10 protein-coding genes are annotated in these 14765 nt (G+C 56.2%); 9 read left to right on the top strand and 1 reads right to left on the bottom strand.

The features are described 5' to 3' along the window. The first annotated feature begins 129 nt into the window (after positions 1–129). From fliB to NR195_RS06355, 9 genes are all read left to right on the top strand, one after another. Entirely contained in the window at positions 130–1332 is a 1203-nt protein-coding gene (gene fliB / locus NR195_RS06395; protein WP_022625487.1) for a flagellin lysine-N-methylase, read from the top strand. A 305-nt stretch (positions 1333–1637) separates the two neighbouring features. Further along, positions 1638–2606: an HNH endonuclease signature motif containing protein gene (locus NR195_RS06390; RefSeq protein ID WP_010247595.1), complete on the top strand. Its 969-nt coding sequence runs from the start codon at positions 1638–1640 to the stop codon at positions 2604–2606. Positions 2607–2750: 144 nt separating this feature from the next. Further along, positions 2751–3473, top strand: a complete 723-nt coding sequence (locus NR195_RS06385) for an RNA polymerase sigma factor FliA (protein ID WP_003854529.1) — start codon at positions 2751–2753, stop codon at positions 3471–3473. 50 nt (positions 3474–3523) lie between these two features. Next, positions 3524–4027, top strand: coding sequence for a flagella biosynthesis regulatory protein FliZ (gene fliZ, locus NR195_RS06380; RefSeq protein ID WP_010247591.1), 504 nt, complete (start codon positions 3524–3526; stop codon positions 4025–4027). Between the two features lie 218 nt (positions 4028–4245). Beyond that, positions 4246–5232, top strand: a complete 987-nt coding sequence (locus NR195_RS06375) for a D-cysteine desulfhydrase (protein ID WP_010670829.1) — start codon at positions 4246–4248, stop codon at positions 5230–5232. Between the two features lie 113 nt (positions 5233–5345). After that, positions 5346–6146: a cystine ABC transporter substrate-binding protein gene (gene tcyJ / locus NR195_RS06370; protein ID WP_256844303.1), complete on the top strand. Its 801-nt coding sequence runs from the start codon at positions 5346–5348 to the stop codon at positions 6144–6146. Beyond that, on the top strand, positions 6146–6814 hold the full coding sequence (gene tcyL, locus NR195_RS06365; protein ID WP_003854540.1) for a cystine ABC transporter permease: 669 nt from the start codon (positions 6146–6148) through the stop codon (positions 6812–6814). The genes tcyJ and tcyL overlap by 1 nt, the downstream gene beginning before the upstream one ends. Next, a complete protein-coding gene (gene tcyN, locus NR195_RS06360) occupies positions 6811–7563 on the top strand; it encodes an L-cystine ABC transporter ATP-binding protein TcyN (protein WP_256844302.1) in 753 nt (250 codons plus the stop codon). Before tcyL ends, tcyN begins: the two co-directional genes overlap by 4 nt. Before the next feature lie 464 nt (positions 7564–8027). Continuing rightward, positions 8028–9113 carry an acyltransferase family protein gene (locus NR195_RS06355; protein WP_010247569.1) on the top strand — a complete coding sequence of 362 codons (1086 nt, stop codon included), beginning with the start codon at positions 8028–8030 and terminating at the stop codon, positions 9111–9113. A 1438-nt stretch (positions 9114–10551) separates the two neighbouring features. On the opposite strand, the gene putA is transcribed toward NR195_RS06355, so the two are convergent. Next, a complete protein-coding gene (gene putA / locus NR195_RS06350) occupies positions 10552–14499 on the bottom strand; it encodes a trifunctional transcriptional regulator/proline dehydrogenase/L-glutamate gamma-semialdehyde dehydrogenase (protein WP_256844301.1) in 3948 nt (1315 codons plus the stop codon). Positions 14500–14765 lie beyond the last annotated feature (266 nt).

Below are 14765 nucleotides of genomic sequence, written 5' to 3'. Positions count from 1 at the left end.
TCGGCGGGGTTTTTTTTATGCCTGCGATTAGCCTGTTTTTGCCCTGTTTCTCTGCCAATCAATCTCCCCGCGTTCCTTTATCCTCACACTAAGACTCTTTTTTAAATGCCTTTGTTGAGCAGGTAAATAATGAAAAATATTACTGTCGTGGAACCGCTCTTTGTCAGCGCCTTCAAATGTATTGGCAGTGAGTGTCGCGATCACTGCTGTAAGGGCTGGGATATCCATCTGGATAAGCCCACGGTCAATCGCTATTTAAAATCCTCGCTGATTGAAATCAAAACGCTGGCAGTTGAAAACATCACCACCACCCGCAAAAGCTTTGCCAGTTGGGGAACTATGAAGCTTAATGCTTCTGGCAACTGTGCATTTATGGATGAAAATCGCCTGTGCAAAGTGCATTCCCGGCTGGGTGCTGCCGCACTGAGCAACACCTGTGCGACCTATCCCCGAGCGGCGAACACCTTTAAATATGAACAGCAAAAAACGTTGGCGCTCTCCTGTCCGGAGGCGACCCGGCAATTATTAGCCTCACCTGACGCGATGCTGTTCGGGGAGAGCATCAGGCAACAACCTTACGGCAATAAAGCTAAAGATCTCGATCAACAAAAGAAATTGCTGAATCTGATGTGTCTTAACATCATTAAATTCAGCGGCATTCATCTTGATGAAGGGTTTTACGCGCTGGCCAGCTTTCTGCTGGGCGCAGAAAGAGTAAGCCCTGAAGAAGACTGGCTGGTCCAGATGGAGCATCATTTTTCTGATGTCCTCAACAACCTGACACAGGGTGAAATCAGGCTGCAGCTTGACCAGGTTAAACCTGACTATAACCTGCAATGGTCTTTACTGTTGAGATTGCAAAGCTGGTTCAGCACCATGGCCGATAAGCGCGCCTTTCCTACCCTGAATCACTACGTTAATAAGCTGATTTACATTCAGGCCGAAGGGGCCAAAACCGATGACGTCAGTCAGCCAATGATCCGGCTGGACAACGTCTGGCAGAAGCAGGTTATGCCCTGGCTTGCTGAACGGCCATGGATAATGAATAACTATATTCAGTACCGCATTTATGATGATTTCTTCCCTAATAACGAAAATCGCAGCCCGTTACTGAGCTTATATCTTCTGACGGCAGAATGGTTCCTGCTTAAATCACTGATTGCGGCCAATGTTGAGCTGGTCGGAACCGTCAGTGAAGAGGATATTATTAATATCATCTACAGCTACCACTCAATAACAAAACATACGCCACAATCGGTGATGGCGTTTCTGGCCGAGATCGACAAGGTCAAGGTCAATGACGATTTGTCGCTGATTTATCTGCTTAAATGAGCTGAGGCGATCCAGCTTCGCATCATCGGCATCGCCTGTTTTTCCCTGATAGCCAGGTGCGGGCATTAGCTAATCGCTGAAAGAATTGCGGCTGGAGTGCTGGCTTATTTTTATGCCAGCAGCTCCAGGCAAATCAACGCAATTTAACACCCGCTTCCCTCAAACCGGTTTCCTGACTACAACCTTGCAGGCTGCCTGTCTCTCAATCCCAGGCTATCCCCCCAGCCCGTTACAGTTCCCCTCCAGACTGCCGATAACTCCTCACAGAACAACATCATTTTTGATTTTAACTTTGTGGAGTGTCTATGCGCTTCAATTATGACCTGTTACCGGGTGAGCGGCTGACCTTTGAAGAGATCGCCCGGCGTTATGCTCTGCAATACCCTGATGATAAAGAGCTGACGGCGCGCGCCTTGCTGAGTCCGTCAACCGGGCTGCGCACGCTGAAAATCCGCGCGGTGTTCGCGCAGGAAGAGAGCAACAGCCCGCTGGAGGATCTGCTGTTCATCTCCCATGACAACGAACGTAAAAATTACCTGCGTCGCTTTGAGCACTACCTTAAGCAGAATCTCTCCTTCCTCTATTTCCGTCGCAGCGATAGCGAGAAGCGCGACAACCTGTGGAAAGTGATGGGCAGCAGCCAGGTCTTCGCGATGATCGATCCGCAATCCGCCACGGCACAGAATCTGCTGAACAGTCGCGGCTACAAACTGGTGCTGATGCATCAGGATGATGAAGACGCTTACTGGCAGCTCTTCAATCCACAGGCGGATCCCTGTTTTCCGCAGTCGCAGCGCATTCAGTTCATCGTGGTGCTGAGTACGCCGCAGCACAAAGTCCCGGCGGCGGTGATGCCGGGAACTGAGGTCGGGCGTCGTGTCAAAGCCCGGGTGCTGCAGCGCGCCAGCCAGGCGGAATTCAGCGCCGGTGTCAAAGCCCGCTACGGCGCCTGTGTGATGACCGGCACCGAGCTGACCGAACGGCATAACTGGCCATGGGTGGAAGCCTGCCATATCGACACGCAGGAAGGGGATGACGGTGTACTGGCAGATAACAGCATCGATAACGGCCTGTTTTTACGCAGTGATTTGCAGCGGCTGTTTATTAATCGACTGATTAGCATTGATGGTGAATCGGGCGAGATTCTGGTGCATCCCGGCGAAGAGGCGCAACAGCATCTTGCGCCCTGGTATCAGGAACTCGAGGGTCGCGTCTGCAGCCTGTGGGCTGCAGTGCCGCCCGCCACCCGGCAACGGCTGCGCGCCCGTCGTTAATCTTCTCTGAAGAGTGCAGAAGGATCTGCACTCTGACGTAACAAAAATGAAATAGCCTCGTTTTACCCCGCCTATTCAGCCAATCGAAAACGCTACAGAATTGGATAATCATGCCGATAACTTCATTAACGCAGGGTAGTCAACGTGAACGATTTCTATACCGCCGAAGGCGTGATGGACAAGCATTCGCTCTGGCAGCGCTACGTGCCGCTGGTGCGCCATGAAGCGTTGCGTCTGCAGGTTCGCCTGCCGGCCAGTGTTGAGCTTGACGACTTGCTGCAGGCGGGTGGGATAGGGCTGTTAAATGCCGTAGAGCGTTATGACGCGCTCCAGGGTACAGCCTTTACCACCTATGCCGTGCAGCGTATTCGTGGCGCCATGCTCGACGAGCTTCGTAGTCGGGACTGGGCACCGCGCAGTGTGCGTCGTAATGCACGCGAGGTGGCCGGAGCAATGCACAGAGTGGAACAGTCGCTGGGGCGTTCTGCCTCTGAGCAGGAAGTGGCGCAGCAGCTGAATGTTTCCATGGAGGAGTACCGGCAGATCCTGCTGGACACCAACAACAGTCAACTTTTCTCCTACGACGAGTATCGGGAAGAGCACGGCGACAGCGCGGAGCTGGTGACGGAAGGCCATGAAGAGGCTAATCCGCTTCATCAGTTGCTTGAAGGGAGTCTGCGTGAGCGCGTCATTGAAGCGATCGAAGCGTTACCCGATCGTGAAAAGATGGTGCTGACACTGTACTACCAGGAAGAACTGAACCTGAAAGAGATTGGGGCGGTGCTTGATGTGGGTGAATCCCGTGTCAGCCAGCTGCACAGTCAGGCGATTAAACGCCTGCGTGCCCGACTTGCGGGAGCGCGCTAGCAGTATCAGTTCCTGGCGATTCAAAATTATAAAAAACCGGGGACTCAGTAATGGGAGCCAAGACCAAGGCCAGACCGTTAAGTCGTTATCTTAAAGACTATAAACACAGCCAGAGCAACTGTTCACACTGTGGCAAGGTATTAGATCGAATGGCGCTCGTTTTTCGTGGCCAGATCATCAATAAAGAGGCCATCGCTCGGATGGACCAGATGATTGATGAGCAGCTGTGGCTGAAACTTCAGCCCGAACTGACCGCGCTTTGTCGTTTTTGCAGTGATATTTTTTGTAATACCCATCCTAATTACTTCGACATAATGGCGTTTAAACAGTATCTGTTTGAACAGACAGAGATGAGCCCCAGCACGATTCGTGAATATGTGGTGCGGCTGCGTCGTCTGGATGAGATGCTGAAAGCCAGAAATTTCCCGGCCGACAGGCTTCAGGGAAATAGCTGGCATCAGTGTCTGGAAAGCGATCTGCCCGATGCCGGTAATAACAATTACCGCATCGCGCTGCGCAAGTACGATCAGTTCTTAGGCTGGCAGCAGGGTTAACCCTGATCTGCACCGATTGCTCCTCCGCGTGCCTGCGGCACGTTGCCCTTTTGCCCGCCAGCCGGGTAGAAGGGAAGGGGGAGCACGGCGCTTCTTTCTCCTGCAACTTTTACTGCGCATCTGCCTCACCGCATCTGCTGACACCTGAATCAGGGTGATCCTTTTCGCATCTTCTGCAACACTGTAAGGATAAATTGAATGCCCGAACGGAGGCAGCATTGTCTTTACATCTGTTACACCAATTCCCACGTCTTGAACTGCTGGGCGCACCCACGCCGTTAGAACATCTGCCACGGCTCTCTGACTATCTGGGCCGCGATATTTTCATCAAACGCGATGATTTCACGCCGGTGGCAATGGGCGGCAATAAGCTGCGCAAGCTGGAATTTCTGGCGGCGGACGCGCTGCGTGAAGGCGCCGATGTGCTGCTGACCGCGGGCGCTATCCAGTCCAATCATGTGCGTCAGACGGCGGCAGTCGCGGCCCGGCTTGGCCTGAAGTGCGTGGCATTGCTGGAAAACCCGATTGGCACCCACGCTGAAAACTACCTGAGCAACGGCAACCGTCTGTTGCTGGATCTGATGGACGCTGAAGTGATCATGGTGGATGCGCTGAATAACCCTGCGGAACAGCTGGCTGAACAGGCCACGCGTCTGGAAGCCCAGGGTTATCGTCCTTACATCGTGCCGGTCGGCGGCTCAAATGCGCTGGGTGCACTAGGCTATGTAGAGTGCGCGCAGGAGATTGCTCATCAGAGCGAAGGCGTGGTCGATTTCGCCGCCGTGGTCGTGGCCTCGGGCAGTGCCGGCACCCATGCCGGACTGGCGGTAGGTCTGGAGCATCTGCTGCCGGAAACCGAGCTGGTGGGCGTTACCGTTTCACGCCAGGTTGAGGCGCAGTTGCCGCTGGTGGAGCGGCTGCGTCAGTCGCTGGCGGAGACGCTGGAAGTGCAGGCTAAGGCACCGATTACCCTGTGGGATGACTACTTTGCGCCGCGCTACGGCGAACCCAATGATGAAGGCATGGCTGCGGTGAAACTGCTGGCGCGGCTGGAAGGGATCCTGCTGGACCCGGTCTACACCGGCAAGGCAATGGCCGGACTGCTGGATGGCGTGAGCCAGAATCGTTTCCGCCGTGAAGGTCCGCTGCTGTTTATTCATACGGGCGGCGCACCGGCGTTATTTGCTTATCATCCTTCGGTCTGAGACAAGCGAATAAAACAGTTTATACTCCGTGGGTTATCCTACTGGACTGGCAGCGACAAGCCGTGCTGCCCTTATAAGAACACACACACAATACTGTCAATAATGGGGTGAATATGTCCTTTTCTCGTGCAGGTCGTCAGATGGTGATGGGCGTCATGGCCGTGGCGCTGATTGCTGGCGTCAACGTTAAAACCTTTGCAGCGGAAAATCTGCTGAACAAAATTAAAGAGCGCGGCACGCTGCTGGTGGGTCTGGAAGGCACCTATCCGCCATTCAGCTTCCAGGATGAAAAGGGCAAGCTGACCGGCTTTGAAGTGGAATTCGCGGAACAGCTGGCACAGCACATGGGCGTCAAGGCGAGCCTGAAACCGACTAAATGGGACGGCATGCTGGCCTCACTCGACGCGAAGCGCATCGATGTGGTCATCAACCAGGTCACCATCTCTGATGAGCGTAAGAAGAAGTATGACTTCTCCACGCCATACACGGTCTCCGGCATTCAGGCGCTGACCATGAAAGCCAATGCGAACACCATCACCAAACCTTCTGATCTGGCCGGTAAAAAAGTGGGCGTCGGTCTGGGCACCAACTACGAGCAGTGGCTGCGTGAGAATGTGAAGGGCGTGGACATCCGTACCTATGATGATGACCCGACGAAATATCAGGATCTGCGCTCTGGCCGTCTGAATGCCATTCTGGTTGACCGTCTGGCCGCGCTGGATCTGGTGAAGAAAACGGGCGATACCATGGCGGTCGCGGGCGATGCGTTCTCCCGTCAGGAATCGGGCGTGGCGGTACGTAAAGATAACGACGACCTGCTGAAAGCGATCGACCAGGCCATTGCTGATATGCAGAAAGATGGCTCGCTGAGCAAGCTGTCTCAGAAATGGTTTGGCGCGGACGTGACGAAATAATGCAGGAAAGTCTTCAACTGGTGCTGGATTCAGCACCTTTTTTATTAAAAGGCGCGCTGTTTACGCTGCAGCTCAGCATCGGCGGCATGTTCTTTGGCCTGCTGCTGGGCTTTATTCTGGCGCTGATGCGTCTGTCGCGCTTCTGGCCGGTTCGCTGGCTGGCGCGGATCTATGTCTCGATCTTTCGTGGCACGCCGCTGATCGCCCAGCTGTTTATGATCTATTACGGCCTGCCGCAGTTTGGCATTGAACTGGATCCGATCCCCTCCGCGATGATTGGTCTTTCCCTGAATACCGCAGCCTATGCCTCAGAGTCACTGCGCGGCGCGATTTCATCGATTGAGCGCGGGCAGTGGGAAGCGGCGGCAAGTATCGGCATGACGCGCTGGCAAACCCTGCGCCGGGTGATTCTGCCACAGGCAGCCCGCACCGCGCTGCCCCCGCTGGGCAACAGCTTTATCAGCCTGGTGAAAGATACCTCGCTGGCGGCGACCATTCAGGTGCCGGAGCTGTTCCGTCAGGCGCAGTTGATCACCTCACGCACGCTGGAAGTCTTTACCATGTATCTGGCAGCCTCGCTGATCTACTGGGTCATGGCAACGGTGTTATCTGCGTTGCAGAACCGGCTGGAACAGCATGTTAATCGTCAGGATTCGGAGTCGAAATGAGCGCCATCGAAGTCAGAAAGCTGGTGAAGTCTTTTAACGGCCAGACGGTGCTGCACGACATCGACCTTGATGTGGCCGCCGGTGAAGTGGTGGCCATTATCGGGCCCAGCGGATCAGGTAAAACCACGCTGCTGCGCAGTATCAATCTGCTGGAAGTGCCGGATAGCGGCACCATCCGGGTTGGAGAGATTACCGTTGATGCGGCGCTGGCACAGAGCAAACAGAAAGAGCAGGTGCGTCGTCTGCGGCAGCAGGTCGGATTTGTCTTCCAGAACTTCAATCTGTTTCCGCATCGTTCAGTGATGGAGAACATTATTGAAGGGCCGGTTATCGTCAAAGGCGAAGCGAAAGCGGATGCGGTAGCCCGCGCCCGCACGCTGCTGGAGAAGGTCGGGCTGCACGGCAAAGAAGAGAGCTATCCGCGCCGTCTGTCCGGCGGGCAGCAACAGCGCGTTGCGATTGCGCGTGCGCTGGCGATGCGGCCGGAAGTGATCCTGTTCGATGAACCGACCTCGGCGCTGGATCCGGAGCTGGTGGGCGAGGTGCTCAGCACCATTCGCGCGCTGGCCGAAGAGAAACGCACCATGGTCATCGTCACGCATGAGATGAGCTTTGCCCGCGATGTGGCTGACCGCGCCATTTTTATGGATCAGGGGCGGATTGTGGAGGAGGGCGAAGCGAAAGCGTTGTTCAGTAACCCTCAGCAGCCGCGCACCCGTCAGTTCCTTGATAAATTTCTGAATCAGTAATCCACACTGCCTTCCCAGGAAGGCAGTTTTAACCTGTTTAAAACCCTCATTTTTTAAGCTGCCACTGGCTATGGTCACGCTATTAGCAGGCGCAATATCATAAATAACTCTGCTGCTGTTAAACCTTTTGGCACATCTGACAAATCTTTTCTTTTCATCGGGGATATATTGGCTTTTCCCGTTGCCACTTTCTCTTAATTATATTTTCTGAATTATGAAGCAATATTATCCTTTAAACAGGCTGCGGCACTGCTAATTAGTGTGTTGCGTCGATATTAATAAGTGTAAGGAAACGTTCTGCTGAGTAAATAACTGTGGTAACAGGGCCACTCAGCGGCTTTTAAGAGTTTCGCTACATTCATCACCGGTTCAATGGCGAATAATTGCCGGATAATCATAAAAGCAATACTGATTTCCTCGCTTTTACTTTCCAGCATTCTGACCTACACAGCAGGAGTCATTGAATGAACCAGACTAAGTCAGATCAGATATTGTGGGTAGATACCCTGAAGGGCGCCTGCATATTACTGGTGGTCCTGTACCACACAGTTTTACCCGGCTTTGAAGGGACGATGAAATATCTCTCTGCCGGATGGATCCCCGCCGAAATATGGATACAGTTTAATACGGTACTGTCGCCGCTGCGTATGCCCGCCTTCTTCTTTGTCTCGGGATTACTGGCGACCAATGGCATTCTGAACCGGCCATGGAAGCAGGTATTTACCAGTCGCATCACCAATCTTTTTTATCTCTATATTCTGTGGGGGTTTATTCAGTGGTGGTCAATTATCGGTATCTCCACTGAAATTACCGGCCAGCGGATTTCGCAGAATCTGAATGCCGCCTATGCGGGTTCGCTATTCGAGTTTCTCAAGCTGACCTTTATGGCCATGAGTACCTCGTGGTATCTGTATGGGCTGGGACTCTATTTCCTCTGTGCCAAAGTTTTCCGTCAATATAAGCTGGCCCTGGTGGCGGTGGCGATCCTGCTGAATTATCTGGCGGCAGAAAAAGTGATCCCGTTCTGGGGACCACAGAGCCTGGCCCAATATTTTGTGTTCTTCCTGTTAGGGGCATTCTGGAGCCAGACGATGCTGCGCCTGAGTGAATGGCGGCGTGAGAATCTGATGCCCTGGGCGCTACTGGCGGCAGCCGCCGGGATTCATGTGCTATTCGGGCTGGATAAGAGTCTGTTCCTGTGTGTACTGGCGGTGTTATTCAGTATCGCGGCCTGTCGCTGGCTGAATCAGCACTTCAGCATGCGCTATCTCAACTGGGTTGGCCGCAATACGCTGCAGATTTACGTCATCCATCGTATTTTTATCGAGTTTTTTGGTATGTCTGCGATTCTGTTCGCGCAGCGGCATCATCTGTTCGAGCAGGCGTGGTTTTCGTTTCTTTGGGCCTGTTTCTATCCGGTGGCCATCGTGGGGCTTTGCTCGCTCTGTTCAGTGGCAATCTGGTCGCTGACCAATCGCGGAGTCGGGCAGTCGCTGTTTGTGTTCCCGACGTTAATGAAAAGGGCGCCTGGCGGCGCGAGCGGTGGGTAAGTTACGCTTTGCAGCGAGCTTGCACTGAGCGGGTTTCGCCCGCCAGGCGATGGGGAGTTTCATGTCACTTAGCCGCGCGTTAGCACTGAGCGGGTTTCGCCCGCCAGGCGATGAGGAGTTTCAGGTTGCCCGAGCAGGCGGACGCGTCAAGGGGCGGACGCCCGCCCCTTAACAATCCCGGCGTCCGGCTGCCTGCGCGCCCCGCTGTGCGGGGTGCCTTCGTCACGCCCTGCGGCCGACGGACCGTCCGGACTCGCCATCCCTGGCTCGTGCCGTCCTTTCGCCGACGTCCTGTCGGCTCATCCTGGCCTCCGGTTGTTCCTCAGCGCTGCGGACGCCTCTGGGAAACCCCCTGCCGGTGGGTTTGTCACCCGGACTGGCTGGGCTCCGGCCGCTGAAAGCGGGAAAAGATTCATAAGGTTTCGCTTTGTAGCGGGCTTGCACTGAGCGGTTTCGCCTGCAAGGCGATGGGGCGTCTTAGTTCACTTAGCCGCGCGTTAGCGCTGAGAGGGTTACGCCCGCCAGGCGATGGGGAGTTTCAGGTTGCCTGTGCAGGCGGACGCGTCAAGGGGCGGACGCCCGCCCCTTAACAATCCCGGCGTCCGGCTGCCTGCGCGCCCCGCGTAGCGGGGTGCCCTCGTCACGCCCTGCGGCCGACGGACCGTCCGGACTCGCCATCCCTGGCTCGTACCGTCCTTTCGCCGACGTCCTGTCGGCTCATCCTGGCCTCCGGTTGTTCCTCAGCGCTTCGGACGCCTCTGGGAAACCCCTGCCGGTGATTTCTTTGTGTTTTCTTTAGTGCAGCGTTGTCTGGTGACCCGAAAGCCAGTCTCAATTCCGGAATCTCACCGCAACACTCTTAGTGACCTGAAAACGAGATAACAGCGGTTAGGGTTGAATGCCATTCTGTCTGACGACCCGATAGCAAAGACAATCCCAAAAACCCACAGCGATAAAGTACCCGACATAACAAGAAGAGATAACAGCGGGTAGGTTGAATAACATTCGGTCTGCTGAGCCGAAAGTCAGAGGCAATCCCAAACTCACAGCGACAGCGAACCCAACATAAAAAGAAAAGATAACAGCGAGGGGGTGGGGAGGCCGTCAGAACCGCTGAGCGGATGAGGGATTTCAGGACGAGCGACAGGGATGTCGCGAAGAGGCGGGCTCGCGCCAGGGATGGCGCGTCCCGCTGGTCCGTGAGAAATCCTGAAGTAGCGAAGGAACCGCGAAGCGGCGGTGAAGCAGGCCGGAGCCCGGGGTCAAGGGGGCGCGGCGACTGGCGCCCCCTTGTCGGTCGCCTGCAGAGGCGAATCTGAAACTGCCTGGCTTACCAGGCGAACGAAACCTTCTCATAGCCCGTTCGCGCAGCGAACCATCCCAGCTTCAGCACCGCACCTCAGCCCGTTCGCGCAGCGAACAATCCCGCGAACGCCCCTTACCCTATGGTCATCAGGCTCGCATTACCGCCTGCCGCAGCGGTATTCACACTCAGCGAACGCTCAATCAGCAGACGCTCCAGCAGCAGATTGGTCTCGCCGCGGGCAAAGCCCTGCACCGACACAATCGCACCTTCACGTGCGGCAATCTGTTCACACAGGGTACGCAACTGATCGGCATCGCCGTGATAGATCACTGCATCAAACTCTGCCGCTAACGGGTCACGCGCCAGCGTGATGCGCGCTTTCACTGCATCCGGCAGCGAGGCCAGCAGGGCGCGATGCAGCTCATCATCCTGCCACAGTGCTTTACTGCCGACGCTGGTCACCGCGGCCAGCTGGATTAACGCATCCTGCTCGTTATCAGCCAGACAGAGCACCTGATCACGCGGCAACAGTGAGAAGGTATTGCGCTCGCCTGTCGGGCCAGGCAGCAGCCGGACCACGCCCGCCTGCGCCAGATCGCCATAGTGCTGGCAGAGTTCAGCCAGTTCAGGCTTATCCTTAGCCCAGTTGCTGAGTGCCAGATGCGGGGCCAGCAGTGACTGACGCAGCGTGCTGTCCGCCGGGCGTTCTGCATCCTGACGATCAAAAGTCAGACGCAGCGCACTATCCGGACGATGCGCCAGCAAGCGGTAAAGATAGAGCGGACCGCCCGCTTTCGGACCGGTACCGGATAAGCCCTCGCCACCAAACGGCTGTACGCCGACCACCGCGCCCACCATATTGCGGTTGACGTAGAGATTGCCCACTCGGGCGTTCGCCGTGACCTGTGCAATCGTTTCGTCGATGCGGGTATGTACGCCCAGCGTCAGGCCATAGCCAAACGCATTGATCTGCTCAACCAGCTGCGGCAGGTTATTGCGAGTGAAACGCACCACGTGCAGCACCGGGCCAAAAATCTCTTTATCGAGATCGCTGACCTGATCCAGTTCAATCAGTGTCGGTTTAACAAAGGTACCGCTATTCCACTCTTTGCTGTCCTGCGGGTTTTCCTGCACCGCCTGATAGACCGTGAAGCCTTTATTACGCATCGCCTGAATATGGCGATCGATATTGGCTTTCGCTTCGGCATCAATGACCGGACCGATGTCGGTCGAGAAGCGTTCCGGATTGCCCATGCGGCACTCCGCCATCGCGCCGCGCAGCATCTTCAGGGTATGGTCGGCGACATCTTCCTGAATGCAGAGCAGGCGCAGGGCAGAACAGCGCTGTCCGGCACTGTCGAAGGCAGAGGCGACGATATCGATCACCACCTGCTCAGTCAGCGCGGAAGAGTCGACGATCATCGCATTCATCCCGCCTGTCTCAGCAATCAGCGGCACAGGACGACCGTGCTGGTCAAGGCGACCCGCCAGATTACGCTGCAGCAGTGTCGCCACCGCAGTTGAACCGGTAAACATCACGCCACGCACCCGAACGTCACCGGTCAGCTGTGCACCGACGGTTTCACCCTGACCTGGCAGCAGTTGCAGCACGCCTGGCGGCACACCCGCATCCAGCAGGATCTGAACCGCCTGTGCGGCAATCAGCGGTGTCTGCTCGGCCGGTTTGGCCAGCACGCTGTTGCCCGCTGCCAGTGCAGCCGCAATCTGACCGGTAAAGATCGCCAGCGGGAAGTTCCATGGACTGATGCAGACCACCGGCCCCAGCGGACGATGGGTTTCGTTGTCGAAATCGTCACGCACCATTCCGGCGTAGTAATAGAGGAAATCAACCGCTTCGCGCACTTCCGCGATGGCGTTGTTGTAGGTTTTGCCCGCTTCACGCACCAGGATGCCAAGCAGCTGCTGCATCTGGCCTTCCATGATCTGTGCGGCGCGTTCCAGAATGGCGGCACGCTCCTGCGGTGGTGTGGCAAACCAGATTGGCCCGCTGTTCACCGCGGCATCCAGCGCCACAGAAACTTCCTGCTCTGTGGCTTCACGGACCTGACCTACACGGTCGCCAGGCGCTGCCGGGTTCAGAATGTCGCGCAACTCGCCGGCACCCGCTTCACCGTCGATCATCGGCTCGGCCAGGCAGGGCTGTGCGGCGCTGCTCAGCAGGGCGCTGGAGAGTGAGGCAAGACGGTGTTCGTTGGCCATATCCAGACCCGCAGAGTTGACGCGGTTATCGCCATACAGATCGCGCGGCAGGGGGATTTTCGGATGCGGCAGACCAATGGCACCTTCGCTGGCACCCAGCTTCTCCACCGCGCTCACCGGATCGGCCACCAGTTCATCAATCGGCAGCGAGGTGTCAGCAATGCGGTTAACAAAGGAGGTGTTGGCCCCGTTTTCTAACAGGCGGCGCACCAGATAGGCCAGCAGGGTTTCATGGGTACCGACCGGCGCATAGATACGGCAGGGGCGGTTAAGTTTGCCGTCCGCCACTTTGCCGACCACCTGCTCATAGAGCGGTTCGCCCATGCCGTGCAGGCACTGGAACTCATACTGACCGGGATAGTAGTTGTTGCCCGCCAGCTGATAAATCGCCGCCAGGGTGTGGGCATTATGGGTAGCGAATTGCGGATAGATCAGGCTTGGCACGGCCAGCAGTTTGCGGGCGCAGGCCAGGTAAGAGATATCGGTGTAAACCTTGCGGGTGTAGACCGGATAGCCTTCCAGGCCTTCCATCTGGGCGCGCTTGATTTCGCTGTCCCAGTACGCGCCTTTCACCAGACGAATCATCAGGCGACGGCGGCTGCGCTGCGCCAGATCGATCAGCTCATCAATCACAAACGGACAGCGTTTCATGTAGGCCTGAATCACGAAACCGATGCCGTTCCAGCCTTCCAGCTCTGGCTCGAAACAGAGTTTCTCCAGTAAATCCAGCGACAGTTCCAGCCGGTCCGCCTCTTCTGCATCGATGTTGATGCCGATGTCATAGGAGCGGGCCAGCAGCGTCAGCGATTTCAGAATAGGGTAGAGCTCTTCCATCACGCGCTCATACTGCGCGCGGCTGTAGCGGGGATGCAGTGCTGAGAGCTTGATAGAGATGCCGGGACCTTCATAGATGCCACGACCATTCGACGCTTTACCAATGGCATGGATCGCCTGCTGATAAGAGAGCAGATAGGCTTTGGCATCGCCTGCCGTCAGGGCCGCTTCGCCCAGCATGTCATAGGAGTAGCGGAAGCCTTTCTCTTCCAGCTTGCGGGCGTTAGCCAGCGCTTCGGCAATGGTTTCACCGGTGACGAACTGCTCGCCCATCAGGCGCATCGCCATATCCACGCCTTTGCGGATCAGCGGCTCGCCACCCTTACCGATAATGCGGTTAAGCGAGCTTGAGAGATTCGACTCGTTGTGGGTCGAGACCAGACGGCCGGTGAACAGCAGGCCCCAGGTCGCCGCGTTGACAAACAGGGACGGGCTGCGTCCCAGATGTGACTGCCAGTTGCCGTTGCTGATCTTGTCGCGGATCAGCGCATCGCGCGTTGGCTTATCGGGAATACGCAGTAGCGCTTCCGCCAGACACATCAGCGCCACACCTTCATGGGAGGAGAGAGAGAACTCCTGCAGCAGGCTCTGCACCATGCCAGCGCGTCCGGTTGCCCCTTTCTGGTGCCGAAGCTTGTCGGCGAGCTGGTAAGCCAGCTGATGGGTTTTCTCTGCCAGCGCCGCCGGTAAACGTGCCTGTTCCAGCATCATTGGCACCGCATCAGTCTCCGGACGACGCCATGCGGCGGTCACCGCTGAACGGGTCACTGACTGAGGTAAAATCTGCTCTGCGAAATCAAGGAACGGCTGGTGCGTCTCCTCTGGCTGGGTGTCGTCGGACTCCGCGGCCGCCTGGGCAGAAAGCGGGATCTCCGGCACGGTATCGCCGGTTTCCAGCTGGCCCAGGTAGTTAAAGATCGCCTGTTTAATCAGCCAGTGTGGCGTGCGATCGATGCGCTGCGCAGCCAGTTTGATGCGCTCGCGTGTCGCGTCATCCAGTTTTACACCCATGGTGGTTGTAGCCATGACTCCAGAGCTCCTTGATAGTGGTTCGATACGGCGTTGGCTGCACTATCACTTAAGTTGCAACTTTGTGCAACCGTGTAACTGTGAGCCAGTTAACACCCTTTTAACGTCGACGATTGTTAAATCCCGCAATGCGGCACGGATATTGCTGCAAGATCCTCGCCAGTCTGGCAGACCCGATGAAAAGCGGGTTTCAGGCAGGTAATACGATGGTGCAACCGGATAACTGTGAGCGAGTGCAACCTATGAGCACGTTTTCACAAACG

Source organism: Pantoea sp. Ft-CA_14, from assembly GCF_024520875.1.
Lineage (GTDB): Bacteria > Pseudomonadota > Gammaproteobacteria > Enterobacterales > Enterobacteriaceae > Pantoea > Pantoea agglomerans.
This window is presented reverse-complemented; position numbering and strand designations above follow the sequence as displayed.

Bases quoted from the DNA above. Each gene is read 5' to 3' on its own strand.
- fliB (WP_022625487.1), top strand. From the start codon at position 130: ATGAAAAATATTACTGTCGTGGAACCGCTCTTTGTCAGCGCCTTCAAA.
- NR195_RS06390 (WP_010247595.1), top strand. From the start codon at position 1,638: ATGCGCTTCAATTATGACCTGTTACCGGGTGAGCGGCTGACCTTTGAA.
- fliZ (WP_010247591.1), top strand. From the start codon at position 3,524: ATGGGAGCCAAGACCAAGGCCAGACCGTTAAGTCGTTATCTTAAAGAC.
- tcyJ (WP_256844303.1), top strand. From the start codon at position 5,346: ATGTCCTTTTCTCGTGCAGGTCGTCAGATGGTGATGGGCGTCATGGCC.
- tcyL (WP_003854540.1), top strand. From the start codon at position 6,146: ATGCAGGAAAGTCTTCAACTGGTGCTGGATTCAGCACCTTTTTTATTA.
- tcyN (WP_256844302.1), top strand. From the start codon at position 6,811: ATGAGCGCCATCGAAGTCAGAAAGCTGGTGAAGTCTTTTAACGGCCAG.
- NR195_RS06355 (WP_010247569.1), top strand. From the start codon at position 8,028: ATGAACCAGACTAAGTCAGATCAGATATTGTGGGTAGATACCCTGAAG.
- putA (WP_256844301.1), bottom strand. From the start codon at position 14,499: ATGGCTACAACCACCATGGGTGTAAAACTGGATGACGCGACACGCGAG.